Below are 15999 nucleotides of genomic sequence, written 5' to 3'. Positions count from 1 at the left end.
GCGGCCGGGTACGCCTTGCCGGCCGGTGCCGGAACCCGGTGTTTCACGGCAGCCGCCGGTCGCCGACGGGGGCCGCGGCCGGCCACTGGGCGGACGAGCCGGTGCCGGGCCGCCAGCGGGCGGAACCGGTGGAGACCCCGATGGCGGGCCGGTCCGGCGCGACCGCGCGGCGCCGTCGCGCGTCGGACCCGTGGGTGGTGCTGGGCGGGGCCGCCGGAACCGGGCCGCGCGGGCCGCGCAGCGCGGCGCGCAGTACCGACGGGCGCAGCGGCGCGGTGGGTGCGGCCGCCGACTGCAGCAGGTCCAGCAGCAGCGCGGCCGCGGGTGCCTCGGTGGTCGCGGCGGCCGCGATCCGGGCCGCGTACCGTCTGCCGAGCCGCTCGCGCAGGCCGGCCCGCGGGTCCCGGCCGTCCTGCACGGCGCGCAGACCGAAGGCGCTCGCGCGCCAGACCGGAGCCAGCCGGTGGGCGAGGGCACGGCGTAACCGGTGGCCGAGGCCGACCGCGGTGCCGTGGCAGGTCAGCAGGTGGTCGAGGGCCAGGGCGCACTCCACCGCGACCGTCATGCCCTGGCCGTGGGCCGGGTCGAGGGCAGCGTAGGCGTCACCGACGACGAGGAACTGGCCGGGGAAGCGGCGCAGCCTCTCGTAGTGGCGCCAGCGGTTGCCGGTGGCCGCGCAGCCGTAGACGGGACCGAGCGGTGTGGCGGCCTCGAGGACCTCGCGCAGCAGCGGGTGGCGCAGGGCTCCGGCGGCGCGCAGCAGCCCCGCGTGGTCGGCGGGCGGGCGGCTGCCGTCGCCGGTGCAGACCGACACCGACCAGCGGCCGCCCTCGATGGGGTGCAGCATGCCCTGGGCCGGCTGGCCGGGCGCGGGCATGAGCAGCAGGCTCTTCCAGTCGGCGACATGGCCGATGGCCGGCGCGTACACGGCGGTGGCGACGGCGGTGCGGGGGTCGCCGACCGTCTCGCCGGGCGGGGTGTAGCCGAGTTCGGCGAGCCATTGGGGGGCGCGTGAGCCGCGTCCGCTGGCGTCCACGACGAAGTCGGCCGGTATCAGGCGGCGGCCGGCCCACCCCTCGGGTGCCTTGCGGTCCCGCCCGCGCACCCAGACGCCGGCGACGCTGTCGTTGCGGCCGGGCTCCAGGGAGACGGCCTCGTGTTCCTGCAGGAAGGTCACCTTGGGCTCGGCGCGCAGCCGGTCGCGTATCACGGCGTCGATCAGGTCGCGGCCGGCGCTCAGCACCGACAGGCCGGAGCCGGTCCGGGGCAGCCAGCCGCCCGGACCGAGCAGCAGCATGTCCTCGGGCATCCGCACGCGCACCGCTCCGGCGGCGGTCAGGTCCTTGCCGATGCCCGGGAACAGCTCTTCCAGGCCCTGCTGGGCGGCCGGCATCAGGGTGTGGGTGTGCCGTGCCTGGGGCACGCCCCGGCGCCGCCCCGGTCCGCGGGGCAGCCAGTCACGCTCGATCACGGTGACCTGGTCCATGAAGTAGGCCAGGGCCCGCGCCGCGGTGAGCCCGGCGAGACTCGAGCCGATGACCACGGCGTGGCCGTGGCCGCCGCCACGACCGCCGGCAACCTGCGCGTGCAGAGTCAACTTGGCTGCCCTCCCTGTGCGTTGTCCTTGCATCATGCGCAAAGGGGCCGTCCGGGGGGCAGGGGTTCGGGCGGTCCGGAACCGGGGCTCGAGGGGGGCTCGAGCGGGTCCCGAGGCCGTCTCGAGCGGGCGGGTGCACGGGGAGCCGTCAGGGCGCCCCGGTGGGCGTGCGGTCCGGTGCGGTGAGCGCCCGGTCCACCAGGGGGCCGGCGACACCGGTGTAGCGGTCCGGGTCGAGCAGGGCGGCCGCCTCGCCGCGGCTCAGTACGCCGGCCAGCTGCGGGAGTTCGGCCAGTACGGCGGCCAGCGGGCGGCCGGTCGTGGCGGCCAGCAACGAGGCCCTGGTGAGCAGTTCCTTGGCGGCCGTCCTGCCGATCCGCGGGGCCAGGACGGCCGAGACCCGCTCGGACACCAGCTGCCCCCCGGTCGCCGCGAGGTTGGCGCGCATCCGTGCCGGGTGCACCGTCAGCCCCCGCACGAGTTCGACCGCCGTGTGCGCGGCGCCGCCGGTGAGCCGCAGGGCCTCGCGCAGCGGCTGCCACTCGGCGTGCCAGACGCCGGCCGAACGCTCGTCCTCGGTGGGCAGGCACTGCATCAGGACGGTCGCCAGCGCGGGCACCTGGAGGGCGGCGGAGCGGATGAGGGTGGCGAGCACCGGGTTGCGTTTGTGCGGCATCGCCGAGGAGGCTCCCCGCCCGGCGACCGAGGGCTCGGCCACCTCCGCGATCTCGGTGCGGGTGAGCACCAGCACGTCCGCGGCGATCTTGCCGAGGGCTCCGGTCGTGTGGGCGAGGGCGGCCCCCAGGTCGGCGACGGGGGTGCGCAGTGCGTGCCAGGGCAGTACGGGGGCGGCCAGGCCGGTCTCGGCGGCGAAGGCGGCGCCGAGTTCGCCGAGCACGGCCGCGGGGTCGGCGCCCTCCCCCGCGTACTGCAGATAGCCGGCCAGGGTGCCGGCCGCGCCGCCGAGCGCCACCGGGAGCCCCCCGTCGGCGATGCGCTCGAGGCGCTCGGCCGCGTCGAGGACAAGTTGCCGCCAGCCGGCCGCCTTCAGCCCGAAGGTCGTGGGGACGGCGTGCAGGGCGAGGGTGCGGCCCGCCATCACGGTGTCCCGGTGGGTGGCCGCGAGACCGCCCAGGGCCTCGGCGACGTCCCGCAGGTCCGCGACGATCAGGCGCAGCGCGCGGGCGGCCACCAGCATCGCCCCGGTGTCGAAGACGTCCTGGCTGGTGGAGCCGCGGTGGACGTACTCGGCGGCGGCCGGGGCGCGCTCGGCGACCACCGTGGTCAGCGCCTTGACCAGGCCGACCACCGGGTTGGCGGTCTCCCGTGCGGCCAGGGCCACTTCCCGTACGTCCAGCAGTTCGGCGCGGGCGGCGGCCGTGATGGCCTCGGCCGCGTGGGCCGGCACGGTGCCGCACCGGGCCTGGGCTCGGGCCAGGGCCGCCTCGGCGTCGAGCATCGCCTGCAGCCATGCGCTGTCGCCGACGGCCGCCTCGACGGGGGTGCCCGCGCGTACGGGCGAGAGCAGTCCGGCGTCGAGGTGGCCGGGGAGGGCTGCGGGCCGTGGAGGTTCCTGCGGGGAGGTCATGCGCCTGCCTTCGCGGTGGTGAGCGGGACGGTGGCCGCGGGCAGCGCCGCGGCGGCGGCCGGGGGCGGCGGTGCGGTCGCCCCGGGCACGGCGAGGACCGCCGCCGCGATGGCGTCGGAGTCCTCGAGGGTGACCGAGCCGACGCCGGGGCGGATGCCCGCGGCGGTCACCCAGTGCACGGATTCGGTGGGCACCCCGTAGGCGAAGCGCCGGGGGTGCGGTTCGTCCCGGGCGTCGATCAGGTGGTAGGGCCGCTCGGTCACGGCGAGCCCTCCGGTCTCGTAGTCCGCGCCGGTGCCGGCGGTGCCGCCGGGGATGCGGTACGGGCGGCACTGCCCGGTGCGCAGCAGCTGGGCCATCAGCGGGTCGGCGGTGCGCCGCAGGTCGATCTCGGGCAGGCGGGCCTCGATGAGGACCGTGGCCCGTATCCGTACGTCCGCTATCGCGCCGGAGGTGCCGATGAAGCAGGGGCCGAGCGGGTCGTTGGGTTCGGCGGTGACGGACAGGTCGGGTCCGGTGACGTCGAGGATCCCGGCGTCGATGAGCGCGGCCATCTCCTCGATGCGGGACGTCGGCGGGCCGATGGACAGATAGGCGTTGAGCGGTGTGTACCAGCGGTCGAGGTAGTCGCGGTGGGAGTCGGCGGTCAGGCCGCCGTGGTCGACGGCGAGCCGCAGCTCGTTGCGCAGGTCCCGCAGGATGTCGAGGGCGGCCTTGACCGGTCCGCTGACGTTGCCCTGGCGGGCCAGCCGGACGTCGTCGTCGAGGTGGCCGCGCAGCCAGCGGCGGAAGGCGGCGAGGTCGTCGAAGGAGCGGCTGCCGTAGGGGCGGGCGACGCGCTCCCAGTCCCAGCGTTCGGCCGTGCCGATGCCGGCTGCGTCGAGGAGCGAGTCCTCGGCCGGGCCCGGCTCGGCGTCCAGGTACCGCTGGGTGAACTCCTCCGTCACGGGGCCCGGTTCGCCGCGCTGGGCGAGCAGGGCCGCGTAGTAGACGGCGCACACCTCCTTGGAGATGAGCGGCCACAGGTCGGCCGCGAAGTCGATGGCCCCGCTGCGGGTGTCCCGGGCGCGCAGCGACGCGATGTACCCGGCGGTGAGCAGCCGGGGGAAGTAGCGGCCGTGGGCGCCCTTCTGGTTCTCGCCGCGCGCCTGGTAGGGCACCCCGCGCCGGGAGCCGGCGTACAGGCGTGGTTCGCGGCCCGAGGGACGGTAGACCAGCCGGCCGTCCACCCGGGTGAAGACACCGCCCCGGCCGCGGGTGAACAGCGCCATGTAGTCGAAGAAGTTGAGGCCGAGCCCGCGCAGCAGCACGCTCTGGCCGGGGCGGATGCCCGACAGGTCCACGTCCGCCGGGTTGGCGGGGGGCAGGTAGGTCAGTCCGTGCCGGGCGGCGAAGCCGGTCAGCCGCCGCTCGGTGTCCGAGGCGCGGACCGGCACGTGGCCCTGGGCGAGGACGACCGCGGAGAGGCCGCTCAGCCGGGTGCCGTCCTCGAGGGTGACGGTCTGCGGGCCCGCGGGCCCGGCCACGGCGTCGGCGTCCTCGAGGGCGACGGCGCGTACGGCGTGGGTGCGCACCCTCACGTGTGCGGCGGCGTGCGCCACGACCCGCTGGAAGGCCCAGGTCAGGTAGGAGCCGTAGAGGGCGCGCGTGGGATAGGTGTCGGGGCCCAGTGCGCGTGCCTCGGCGACGATCTGCTCGCCGTAGCCGCCCTCCGGGACGTCCTCGAGGGTTCCCGTCTCCAGGGCCTTGGCCCACTGGTGCAGGCTCGGCCCCTCCTCCAGCGGACCGTCGATGCGGACGCTGGCGTCGGTGTAGACCGTCACCTGGGAGGCCACGGTGTTCATCAGCAGGTGCCGGGACTGGGTGGGGCGCCACACCCGTCCCGAGCCCGGCGGATCCGGGTCGACGACGTGCACGGTGACGGTGTCCCAGCGGGGCGACTTCCGTTCCTGCGCGCAGAGCCGTTCCAGTACGGAAAGGCCCCGGGGGCCGGCGCCGACGAGGCACACCTCCAGGTGTGCCGCCGTGCCGTTCCCGGCCGGTTCGGCGGATGCGCGGGCGGTGCCTGGTGCTCCGGGGGGAAGAGCCTCACCCGGGCGAAACTGAGTGGCCGTCATGACGAGCGGCCTTGCGGGGAGTTCGACGCTCACTGCGCGTTCGCCTCCGTGCGTACCGTCCACAGTTCCTCCTTCCTCCGGCCACCGTCCGTGCAGGGGCTCAACCGAAGCTCGGTTCCGGGTGGAAACGGCCTTGAGAGGCGGTCCGGGGCAGTTCACCGGGCAGGTTTCCGAACGATGCTGTATCGGGACTCGAGTCGCCCGTCGGGTAATGGGAGCGTTCGCCGGGGCGGGGCGCACCAGTGTCACCGGACCGGAGCACGGAAACGACTGCCGCAATCGGCACGGGATATCCCAGGTGAAGCACAGCGGTTGCGGGGCCGAGACGCCTCGTGAAGGAGCCTCGATGAAGTCTCAGCCATGTCCCAGGAACCACACTCAGGAAAACCACGCCGCCGCCGGATCCGTCCTCTGCGTTCCCTGCATCAAGACGGTGGAGCACAACCTGCACGCGCTCCCCGGCCTCTACCAGGAATGCCTCTACCAGGTGTCTCCGACGGGCCGTCGGACGAACCCGACCAAGGTCTCGGGGAGCCGCAGGAAGGACCATCTGGACGTCTCCGTGCTGGACGCCCGCCACAACATCGTGACCATTCTCGAGTCGTGGTCGGGAATGGTCGTGGAAAAGCTCGGGGCCACTGCACCGCCGCGTACCGTGCTTTCCTTGGCGCGTTTTCTCATCCTGAACCTCCAGTGGCTGGCCGGCCAGGCGCCGGCGGTCGACTTCGCGGACGAGATCGAGGGCCTGGTCGCCGAGCTGCGCCGGACCATCGACCCCGAGCCCCGAGAGCTGCACACGCCCGTCCGGCACTGCGTCGTGGACGACTGCCCGGGCACGATCAGCGCCTCCCCGCAGCGCGGCGCGGGTGCGGGCAGCAGCATCACCTGCTCTTCAGGACATTCATGGGAAGTGTGCGAGTGGCTGAGTCTCAGGAAGCTCATGGAGCGGCAGCGAAAGGGTGTCAACGCATGATCAAGCCCCCGAGCCACCGGCTCGTCCCCACGAAGGTGGCCGCACTCGCCGTGGGGGTGTCCGAGGCGACGATCCGCAAGTGGGTGAGCCGCGGGAAGATCACGCGCTACGGCGCGCCGCACCGCCGCTCGGAGTTCGACATCGAGGAACTCACCGAGATCGCCCTGCAGCGCCGGCACTGACCCGGTCCCGGGCCCCTCCCCCGGGCCCCTTCCCCGGCACGCGGTCCCCCTGCGTGCCCCCTGCCGCCCCGGATGTCCGGGGCGGCTTCCGGTCTTCTGCGCCCATGGCCCCGCGCGCCGGCCGCAGTGCCGCGATTCCCGGTCCCCGCCCGCCTCCGGTGTCTTCGACCGTGAGACTCTCGGTACCGGCTCGAATTCCCTTGGAATTTCGCTCGATTGCGCGTCCCGAGCTTATGTGCCAGCACTTTCCGTGCGGGTGACCCAGGTCACTCCGGCGCGGTGTTGGCGTGGAGTCCGACCCGTGTCACTATCTACCCACGTCTACCCTGCCCAAAAATAGCCATGGGGCAGTGGATCGCGTGCCGTGCCCGCCCGTTCAGCGCCCTGCGGACCGGATTCCCGCGCGCACGGCACCCGCTTTCTTCCGCATCCGATCAATCGCCTTCTGGGTGCTGCCGCGACGTCCTGCCTCATTCCATCCGAGAACTTTGGACGATCGATCCCCATGACCATGCGATCACCATGCAGAAAAGAAAAAGGGAGCTGAGTGCGTTGACTCTACCGACCTCAGCGGAGGGGGTGTCAGAAAGCCACCGGGCTCGCTCGGTCGGCATCGGCCGCGCCCACGCCAAGGCCATCCTGCTGGGGGAACACGCGGTCGTCTACGGAGCTCCGGCGCTCGCACTTCCGATCCCGCAGCTCACGGTGACGGCCAGCGCCGGGTGGTCCTTCCACACCTCCGACGGCCAGAGCGACCTGTCGTACACGATGACCGGCTCACCCGCACGGGCGCTGGTCACCCAGGCCTCGGACGGCCTGCGCCGGCTGACCGCGGAGTTCAAGGCGCGCATGGGCGTGACCGGCAGGACACACCTCGACGTGATCCTCGACGGCGCGATCCCGCACGGCCGGGGCCTCGGCTCGAGCGCGGCCAGCTCGCGCGCGATCGCCTTCGCCCTCGCCGACCTGTTCGGCCGTGAACTGACCGAGACGGCGGCGTTCGAACTGGTGCAGACGGCCGAGAACATGGCGCACGGCAAGGCCAGCGGCGTCGATGCGATGACCGTCGGGGCGAGCCGTCCGCTGCTGTTCCGGCCCGGACGGACCGAGGAACTCAGGCTCGGCTGCGAGGGCTTGTTCATCGTCGCGGACAGCGGCGACCTGGGCAGCACCAAGGAAGCGGTCGAGCTGCTGCGGGACGGGTTCCGCCGTCATGCCGGTGCGCAGGAGAGGTTCGTGGACCGGGCCTCGGAGCTGACCGAGGCGGCCCGGCAGGCCCTCGCCGACGGCAAACCCGAGGAACTCGGCACGCGGATGACGGACTACCACGCACTGCTGCGTGCGGCCCGGCTCAGCACGGACCGGATCGACGCGCTGGTCGACGCCGCGCTCGACGCCGGCAGCCTCGGCGCCAAGATCACCGGTGGTGGGCTCGGCGGCTGCCTGATCGCACTGACCCTGCCCGAACGGGCCCGGGAGGTCACCCGGCGTCTGCACGAGGCCGGCGCCGTACAGACCTGGTTGGTACCGCTGAAGGGGCTCGACAACCATGCTCCGTGACCGATCGACCACCGTGCCGCGACCGTCGGGACAGACCGCGACAGGCGCCACCGCGGTCGCGCACCCGAACATCGCGCTGATCAAGTACTGGGGCAAGCGCGACGAACGCCTGATCCTGCCCTGCACCGACAGCCTGTCGATGACTCTGGACGTCTTCCCGACGACCACCCGGGTCCGGCTCGACCCCGATGCCGAGCAGGACGAGGTGACACTCAACGGCGACCGGGCGACCGGTGAGGCGGGCCGCCGCATCACCACGTTCCTCGAACTGGTGCGGGAGCTGTCCGGGCTGGAGCACCGGGCCGTCGTCGACACCCGCAACACCGTGCCCACCGGCGCGGGCCTGGCCTCCTCCGCCAGCGGGTTCGCCGCCCTGGCCGTCGCCGCCGCCGCCGCGTACGGGATCGACCTCGACGCCACCGCGCTGTCCCGCCTGGCCCGCCGCGGTTCCGGGTCGGCCTCGCGGTCGGTGTTCGGCGGCTTCGCCGTCTGGCACGCCGGCCCGGACACCGGTACGGCGGCGGAGGCGGACCTCGGCTCCTACGCCGAGCCGGTGCCCACGGCGGACATCGACCCCGCGCTGGTCATCGCCGTGGTCAACGCCGGTCCCAAGGCCGTCTCGAGCCGCGAGGCCATGCGGCGCACGGTCGACACCTCGCCGCTGTACCGGCCGTGGGCCGACTCCAGCAAGCAGGATCTGGCCGACATGCGCACCGCGCTGGGCCGCGGCGACCTCGAGGCGGTCGGCGAGATCGCCGAACGCAACGCGCTCGGCATGCACGCCACCATGCTGGCGGCGCGTCCCGCGGTGCGGTACCTGTCACCGGCCACGGTCGCCGTGCTCGACCGTGTGCTCCAGCTCAGGCAGGACTCCGTGCCGGCCTACGCGACCATGGACGCCGGTCCCAACGTGAAGGTGCTGTGCCGTCGCGCGGACGCGCCGCGGGTCGCCGACGCCGTCCGCGACGCCGTACCGGACGGCACGGTGCTCGTCGCCGGGCCCGGGCGCGGCGCCCACCTGCTGGGCGGGGACGGATGATGACGCCGCAGCGCACGGTTGCCCGGCAGGCGCCGGGCAAGTTGTTCGTCGCGGGCGAGTACGCGGTGGTGGACCCGGGCAACCCCGCGATCCTGGTGGCGGTCGACCGGCACATCACGGTCACCGTCTCCGACGCCGGCTCCGACGCCGGCTCCGACGCCGGTGGGGCCGATGTCGTGATCTCCTCCGACCTCGGCCCCGGGGCGGTGCCCTGGCGCTGGCACGACGGCCGGCTCGTCGTGCGCGGCGCGGACGACGGGGGGCGGGCGCGCGGCGGGCTGACCCACGTGGTGTCGGCCATCGAGACCGTGGGCCGGCTGCTGACCGAACGCGGAATGTCCCAGCCCACGCCACTGGGCGTCTCGGTCAGCAGCCGGCTCCACGACAACGGCAGGAAGTACGGGCTGGGCTCCAGCGGCGCGGTGACCGTGGCGACCGTCGACGCGGTGGCCGCGTTCGCCGGTCTGAAGCTGTCGGACGACGAACGCTACCGGCTGGCCCTGCTCGCCACGGCGCGGGTCGACCCCAAGGCCTCCGGCGGTGACCTCGCCGCGAGCACCTGGGGCGGCTGGATCGCCTACCAGGCACCCGACCGGGCCTTCGTGCTGGACCTGGCCCGCCGCGTCGGGGTCGACCGGACGATCGGCGCACCCTGGCCGGGGCATTCGGTGCGCCGGCTGCCGTCGCCCGCGGGACTGTCGCTGGAGGTCGGCTGGACCGGGGAGCCCGCCTCCACCGCGTCCCTCGTGTCCGGCCTGCACCGCAAGCCATGGCGGGGCACCGCCTCGCACGAGAGGTTCGTCGAGACCACCAACGGCTGTGTGCGCGCGGCGACCGCCGCGCTCGAGGCCGGTGACGGCGAGGGCCTGCTGCGGCAGATCCGCGCGGCCCGGCAGGAACTGGCCCGCCTGGACGACGAGGTCGGGCTCGGCATCTTCACGGACAGACTGACGCGGCTGTGCGACGCCGCCGAGGCGGTCGGCGGCGCGGCCAAGCCCTCCGGGGCGGGAGGCGGCGACTGCGGTATCGCCCTGCTGGACGCCGAGGCGTCACGGGACATCTCACAAGTACGGCAACGGTGGGCCACGGCCGGGGTGCTGCCCCTGCCCATCCGTCCCGCCCTGGAAGGGATCGAGGAATGAGCGCTCAACGCAAGGACGACCACGTCCGGCTCGCCATCGAGCAGCAGGACACCCCCCGCGGGATCAACCAGTTCGACGAGGTGTCGTTCGTACACCACGCCCTGGCCGGCATCGACCGCCCGGACGTGTCCCTGGCCACGTCCTTCGCGGGCATCTCCTGGCCGGTGCCGATCTACATCAATGCGATGACCGGCGGCAGCGCCAAGACCGGTGTCATCAACCGGGACCTGGCCGTCGCCGCCCGGGAGACCGGGGTGCCGATCGCCTCGGGATCCATGAACGCCTACTTCAAGGACCCGTCGTGCGCGGGCACGTTCAGCGTGCTGCGCGAGAACAACCCGGACGGGTTCGTCATGGCCAACGTCAACGCGACGGCGACGGTCGAGAACGTGTGGCGCGCCATCGAGCTGATCCGGGCCGACGCCCTGCAGATCCACGTCAACACCGCGCAGGAGACGGCGATGCCGGAGGGCGACCGCTCGTTCTCCGCCTGGGTCGGGCAGATCGAGAAGATCGCGGCGGCCGTCGACGTCCCCGTGATCGTCAAGGAGGTCGGCAACGGTCTGAGCCGGCAGACCGTGGAGACGCTGAAGGACCTCGGTGTGGCCGTGGCCGACGTCAGCGGCCGGGGCGGCACGGACTTCGCCCGCATCGAGAACGGCCGGCGGGAGCTGGGCGAGTACGCCTTCCTGCACGGCTGGGGCCAGTCGGCACCGGCCTGCCTGCTGGACGCGCAGGGCGCCGGCCTGCCCCTGCTCGCCTCCGGCGGCGTCCGCAGCCCGCTCGACGTCGCCCGCGCCCTGGCGCTCGGCGCCAACGGTGTCGGCGCGTCCGGAGGATTCCTGCGGACCCTGCTCGACGGGGGCGTGGACGCGCTGATCTCCCAGCTGACCACCTGGCTGGACCAGCTGGCCGCGCTGCAGACGATGCTCGGCGCGCGCACCCCCGCCGACCTGCGCCGCTGTGACGTGCTGATCCAGGGCTCGCTGCGGTCCTTCTGCGCCGACCGCGGCATCGAGACGGGTCCGCTGGCCCGGCGCTCCAGCTCCACCGAGACCCTCCACGAGACGACGGGAAGCACGCGATGACCGAGACGCACGCCATAGCCGGGGTCCCGATGCGCTGGGTGGGACCCGTCCGCATCTCCGGGAACGTCGCCCAGACCGAGACGCATGTTCCGCTCGCCACCTACGAGTCGCCGCTGTGGCCGTCCGTGGGCCGCGGCGCGAAGGTCTCGATGCTGGCCGAGAACGGCATCGTCGCCACCCTCGTGGACGAGCGGATGACGCGCTCGGTCCTGGTCGAGGCGACGGACGCACAGACCGCGTACACCGCGGCGCAGGCCATCGAGGCGCGCATCGAGGAGCTGCGCGAGGTGGTGCGCGGCTGCAGCAGGTTCGCCCAGCTGATCAACATCCGGCACGAGATCAACGCCAACCTGCTGTTCATCCGCTTCGAGTTCTCCACCGGCGACGCCTCCGGGCACAACATGGCCACCCTCGCCTCCGACGTGCTCCTCAAGCACCTGCTGGAGACGGTCCCGGGCATCTCCTACGGCTCGATCTCCGGCAACTACTGCACGGACAAGAAGGCCACCGCGATCAACGGCATCCTCGGCCGCGGCAAGAACGTGGTCACGGAACTGCTCGTGCCGCGCGAGGTGGTCGAGAAGGTCCTGCACACGACGGCGGCCAAGGTCGTCGAACTGAACATCCGCAAGAACATGCTCGGCACCCTGCTCGCCGGCGGCATCCGCTCGGCCAACGCCCACTTCGCCAACATGCTGCTGGGCTTCTACCTGGCCACCGGCCAGGACGCCGCCAACATCGTCGAGGGCTCCCAGGGCGTCGTGATGGCCGAGGACCGCGACGGCGACCTCTACTTCGCCTGCACCCTGCCGAACCTGATCGTGGGCACGGTGGGCAACGGCAAGGGCCTCGGCTTCGTGGAGACGAACCTGAACCGGCTCGGCTGCCGGGCCGACCGCGCCCCCGGGGAGAACGCCCGCCGGCTCGCCGTCATCGCCGCGGCGACGGTGCTGTGCGGTGAACTCTCCCTGCTCGCGGCACAGACGAACCCCGGCGAACTCATGCGCGCGCACGTCCAGCTGGAACGCGACAACAAGACCGCAAAGGTTGGTGCATAGGGCATGTCCATCTCCATAGGAATCCACGATCTGTCGATAGCGACCACCGAGTACGTCCTGCCGCACACCGCGCTCGCCGCGTACAACGGCACCGACATCGGCAAGTACCACGTGGGCATCGGCCAGGAGTCGATGAGCGTGCCCGCCGCCGACGAGGACATCGTCACCCTGGGTGCCACGGCCGCCGCGCCGATCGTCGCCCGGCACGGCACCGACCGGATCCGCACGGTCGTCTTCGCGACGGAGTCGTCGATCGACCAGGCCAAGGCGGCCGGCATCTACGTCCACTCGCTGATCGGGCTGTCGTCCGCCACCCGGGTCGTCGAGCTGAAGCAGGCCTGCTACGGCGCCACCGCGGCCCTGCAGTTCGCCATCGGCCTGGTCCGGCGCGACCCCGCCCAGCAGGTCCTCGTGATCGCCAGTGACGTCTCCAAGTACGAGCTGGACAGCCCGGGCGAGGCCACGCAGGGCGCGGCGGCGGTGGCCATGCTGGTCGGCGTGGACCCGGCGCTGGTGCGCATCGAGGACCCCTCCGGCCTGTTCACCGCGGACGTCATGGACTTCTGGCGGCCGAACTACCGGGACGCGGCCCTGGTCGACGGGCACGAGTCCATCGGCGCCTACCTGCAGGCCGTCGAGGGCAGCTGGAAGGACTACCAGGAGCAGGGCGGCCGCTCGCTGGATGAGTTCGCCGCGTTCTGCTACCACCAGCCGTTCACCAAGATGGCCTACAAGGCCCACCGCCACCTGCTGAACTACTGCGGCTACGACACGGACAAGGACGTCATCGCGGCCGCCCTGGGGCAGACCACCGCCTACAACACCGTGATCGGGAACAGCTACACCGCGTCGGTGTACCTGGGTCTCGCCGCGCTGCTCGACCAGGCCGACGACCTGACCGGCCGTCCCATCGGCTTCCTCAGCTACGGCTCCGGCTCCGTCGCCGAGTTCTTCGCCGGGACCGTCGTCGCCGGGTACCGGGAGCACCTGCGCACCGAGGCCAACCGCGAGGCGATCGACCGGCGCAAGACCGTCGACCACGCCGAGTACCGGACGCTGCACGAGCACAAGCTCCCGGCCGACGGCGGTGACCACTCCAACCCCGCGCAGACCACCGGTCCCTACCGGCTGGCCGGGATCAGCGGCCACAAGCGCATCTACCAGAAGCGCTGAACGCTCCGCGGGAAGCGCCGCGACGGCCCGCCGGCCGTTCGCGGCACCCCGCGGCCCGTCGCGCAGTCGTCCGCGCCCCGTCGGGGCGCTGCCGGGCCCGTGTCAGGCGGGCGGCCCCGCACGGGCCGGCCGCCCGCGGGCCCGCCCCGGCCGGCCACCCGCCGGCCGTGCAGCTGTTTTCACAGACCATGTGAGGGGAGGGCATCCGCATGGACGACGCAACGATCCTCCGTACGGGCAGCCCCATACGGGACGTCAGGATCGTCGGCACGGGAGCCTTCGTGCCGGACCGGATCGTCTCGAACGACGAAGTCGGTGCGCCTGCCGGTGTCGACGACGCCTGGATCACCCGCAAGACGGCGATCCGCGAACGCCGCTGGGCCGCCTCCGACCAGGCCACGTCGGACCTGGCCACGGCCGCGGCCCGGGCCGCGATGAGGTCGGCCGGCATCACCGCGGAGCAGTTGTCCGTGATCGCGGTCGCCACGTCCACGCCGGACCGGCCGCAGCCGCCGACGGCGGCCTACGTCCAGCAGAACCTCGGTGCGTCCGGCACCGCGGCCTTCGACATCAACGCGGTGTGTTCCGGCACCGTGTTCGCGCTCTCCGCGGTCGGCAGCGTGATCCTGCGCCGCGGCGGCTACGCGCTGGTCATCGGCGCGGACGTGTACTCGCGCATCCTGGACCCCGCGGACCGCAGGACGGTCGTGCTGTTCGGGGACGGCGCCGGTGCGATGGTGCTCGGCACGACCGACCAGGGGCCGGTCGTGCGGCATGTCGCGCTGCACACGTTCGGCGAACTGTCGGGCCTGATCCGGGTGCCCGCGGGCGGCAGCCGGCAGCCCCTGGAGCAGGCCGGCCTCGACGCGGGGCTGCAGTACTTCGCGATGGAGGGGCGCGAGGTGCGCCGGTTCGTCGTGGAGCAGCTTCCGCAGCTGGTCAAGAGCTTCCTCCACGAGGCCGGTGTCGAGCCCCAGGACATCGACCACTTCATCCCGCACCAGGCCAACGGCGTCATGCTCGACGAGGTCTTCACCGACCTGGGCCTGCCGCACGCCACCATGCACCGGACCGTGACGCACTACGGCAACACGGGAGCCGCCTCCATCCCGATCACCCTGGACGCGGCCGTCCGCGCGGGCGGCATCCGCCCGGGCGAGCTGGTCCTCATGGCCGGCTTCGGCGGCGGCATGGCCGCGAGTTTCGCCCTGGTCCAGTGGTGAAGGGCCGGCCACGGGGACCGCTTCACCAGCCGACGACCACTTCCACCGAAAAGGTTTCACCCATGTCACTCGTCCTCGACCCCACGGCCCAGGACCTGCTGTTCCGCGAGGCCCGCACCCCTCAGACCTTCACCGAGGAGCCGGTCACCGACGAGCAGGTCCAGGCGATCCACGACCTGGTCAAGTACGGTCCGACCGCGTTCAACCAGTGCCCGCTGCGCATCACCCTGGTCCGCTCGGCCGAGGCCCGTGAGCGCCTGGTGAAGCACATGGCCCCGGCCAACCAGGCCAAGACCGCCGCCGCCCCGCTGGTGGCGATCCTGTCCACGGACAACGAGTTCCACGAGGAGCTGCCCAGGCTGCTCCCGGTGTTCCCGCAGGCCAAGGATGTCGTCTTCGCCTCGCGGGAGGTCCGGGAGCGGTCCGCCCGGCTCAACGGCGTCCTGCAGGCCGCGTATTTCATCATCGGCGTCCGTGCGGCCGGCCTGGCCGCCGGGCCGATGGACGGATTCGACTTCCCTGGCGTGCAGGCGGAGTTCCTGGACGACGACCACACCCCGCTGCTGGTCGTCAACATCGGCAGGCCGGGTCCCGGCGCCTGGGGCGAGCGTGCTCCCCGCTTCGGCTTCGAGGAGGTCTTCACGACCGTCTGACACCGGTCGGTGCCGGCTGCTGCCGGCACCTCACCTGCTGTCGGTGGCGCGGTGTTCGGCGTAGTACGCCGGCCACACCTCGCGCAGGATCCGCAGCTCCTCCTTGGAGAGCGGAACGTCCTCGCGCAGTCGCTCGGGGTGGGCGAGCGGTGGCCCTCCGGGCCGCTGCCGCGGCGGCTGCTCTTCTCCGGCGTGGTGCACGAAGGGGTCGTGTGCGGCCCCGAAGGCCACCAGGGACTGCCAGAGTCGTCGCACGACGTAGTCCGCCAGTGCCCGACGACCACCCCGAAGCAACCGTTTCATGCCCGCCCCCTTTTGTCCCTTCGCTCGTGATCTCCTCCATAGATTCGCAAGGTCCGCTCGTGGATCAGTGGAGAACGACCGCTGTCGCGCTGCCGGTCCGGTACGTCAGTCGATGCCGCGCACGACGTGGGGCTCCCACCACTCGTCGTCGTCGGTCCCGGCGAGCCGCAGGGGCGGTGTGGAGGGTGAAGGGTCCGTCAGTTCGTCCGACAGCCTGCCGGCCTCCTCTTTGGTGTCGTACACGTGCTCCTCCTGCTGGTTGGCGTCAGTAGCGGTAGTGGTCGGGCTTGTACGGGCCGTCGG

Annotated in this window: 15 protein-coding genes; 10 read left to right on the top strand and 5 right to left on the bottom strand. The window is 72.8% G+C overall.

Annotated elements, in window-relative coordinates; translation table 11 throughout:
• Positions 1-43 precede the first annotated feature (43 nt).
• From JK359_RS36495 to JK359_RS36485, 3 genes are all read right to left on the bottom strand, one after another.
• Complete coding sequence (locus JK359_RS36495; protein ID WP_201843932.1) at positions 44-1597, bottom strand: NAD(P)/FAD-dependent oxidoreductase; 1554 nt, start codon at positions 1595-1597, stop codon at positions 44-46.
• Positions 1598-1745: 148 nt separating this feature from the next.
• Positions 1746-3185 carry a nitrosuccinate lyase gene (locus JK359_RS36490; RefSeq protein WP_201843931.1) on the bottom strand — a complete coding sequence of 480 codons (1440 nt, stop codon included), beginning with the start codon at positions 3183-3185 and terminating at the stop codon, positions 1746-1748.
• The gene (locus tag JK359_RS36485; RefSeq protein ID WP_201843930.1) at positions 3182-5302 is read right to left on the bottom strand and encodes an FAD/NAD(P)-binding protein; all 2121 of its coding nucleotides are present in this window, start codon (positions 5300-5302) and stop codon (positions 3182-3184) included. Before JK359_RS36485 ends, JK359_RS36490 begins: the two co-directional genes overlap by 4 nt.
• 346 nt (positions 5303-5648) lie before the next feature.
• Here JK359_RS36485 and JK359_RS36480 point away from each other — a divergent pair, with 346 nt between their 5' ends.
• From JK359_RS36480 to JK359_RS36435, 10 genes are all read left to right on the top strand, one after another.
• Positions 5649-6275: a hypothetical protein gene (locus tag JK359_RS36480; protein WP_201843929.1), complete on the top strand. Its 627-nt coding sequence runs from the start codon at positions 5649-5651 to the stop codon at positions 6273-6275.
• The gene (locus JK359_RS36475) at positions 6272-6457 is read left to right on the top strand and encodes a MerR family transcriptional regulator (protein ID WP_201843928.1); all 186 of its coding nucleotides are present in this window, start codon (positions 6272-6274) and stop codon (positions 6455-6457) included. The genes JK359_RS36480 and JK359_RS36475 overlap by 4 nt, the downstream gene beginning before the upstream one ends.
• 579 nt (positions 6458-7036) lie before the next feature.
• Positions 7037-8017 carry a mevalonate kinase gene (gene mvk / locus JK359_RS36470; RefSeq protein ID WP_307788436.1) on the top strand — a complete coding sequence of 327 codons (981 nt, stop codon included), beginning with the start codon at positions 7037-7039 and terminating at the stop codon, positions 8015-8017.
• Positions 8007-9056, top strand: coding sequence for a diphosphomevalonate decarboxylase (gene mvaD, locus JK359_RS36465; protein WP_201843927.1), 1050 nt, complete (start codon positions 8007-8009; stop codon positions 9054-9056). Before mvk ends, mvaD begins: the two co-directional genes overlap by 11 nt.
• Positions 9053-10198: a phosphomevalonate kinase gene (locus JK359_RS36460; RefSeq protein ID WP_236679017.1), complete on the top strand. Its 1146-nt coding sequence runs from the start codon at positions 9053-9055 to the stop codon at positions 10196-10198. The genes mvaD and JK359_RS36460 overlap by 4 nt, the downstream gene beginning before the upstream one ends.
• Positions 10195-11286: a type 2 isopentenyl-diphosphate Delta-isomerase gene (gene fni, locus JK359_RS36455; protein WP_201843926.1), complete on the top strand. Its 1092-nt coding sequence runs from the start codon at positions 10195-10197 to the stop codon at positions 11284-11286. Before JK359_RS36460 ends, fni begins: the two co-directional genes overlap by 4 nt.
• Positions 11283-12344 (top strand): hydroxymethylglutaryl-coenzyme A reductase family protein, encoded by a 1062-nt coding sequence (locus JK359_RS36450; RefSeq protein ID WP_201843925.1) that lies wholly within the window; start codon positions 11283-11285, stop codon positions 12342-12344. The genes fni and JK359_RS36450 overlap by 4 nt, the downstream gene beginning before the upstream one ends.
• A gap of 3 nt (positions 12345-12347) precedes the next feature.
• The gene (locus JK359_RS36445) at positions 12348-13517 is read left to right on the top strand and encodes a hydroxymethylglutaryl-CoA synthase (RefSeq protein WP_201843924.1); all 1170 of its coding nucleotides are present in this window, start codon (positions 12348-12350) and stop codon (positions 13515-13517) included.
• Between the two features lie 209 nt (positions 13518-13726).
• Positions 13727-14740, top strand: coding sequence for a 3-oxoacyl-ACP synthase III family protein (locus tag JK359_RS36440; RefSeq protein WP_201843923.1), 1014 nt, complete (start codon positions 13727-13729; stop codon positions 14738-14740).
• A gap of 62 nt (positions 14741-14802) precedes the next feature.
• Positions 14803-15393 (top strand): malonic semialdehyde reductase, encoded by a 591-nt coding sequence (locus JK359_RS36435; RefSeq protein WP_201843922.1) that lies wholly within the window; start codon positions 14803-14805, stop codon positions 15391-15393.
• 30 nt (positions 15394-15423) lie between these two features.
• Here the strand turns inward: JK359_RS36435 and JK359_RS36430 are convergent, their stop codons facing one another.
• Positions 15424-15696 carry a DUF6059 family protein gene (locus JK359_RS36430; RefSeq protein ID WP_201843921.1) on the bottom strand — a complete coding sequence of 91 codons (273 nt, stop codon included), beginning with the start codon at positions 15694-15696 and terminating at the stop codon, positions 15424-15426.
• A gap of 105 nt (positions 15697-15801) precedes the next feature.
• Positions 15802-15939 (bottom strand): hypothetical protein, encoded by a 138-nt coding sequence (locus JK359_RS36425; RefSeq protein ID WP_201843920.1) that lies wholly within the window; start codon positions 15937-15939, stop codon positions 15802-15804.
• Positions 15940-15999 lie beyond the last annotated feature (60 nt).

The organism is Streptomyces actinomycinicus (assembly GCF_016741775.1).
Taxonomy (GTDB): domain Bacteria; phylum Actinomycetota; class Actinomycetes; order Streptomycetales; family Streptomycetaceae; genus Streptomyces; species Streptomyces actinomycinicus.
Note: the sequence above shows the minus strand (reverse complement) of the source record. Positions and strands in the feature narration are given on the sequence as shown.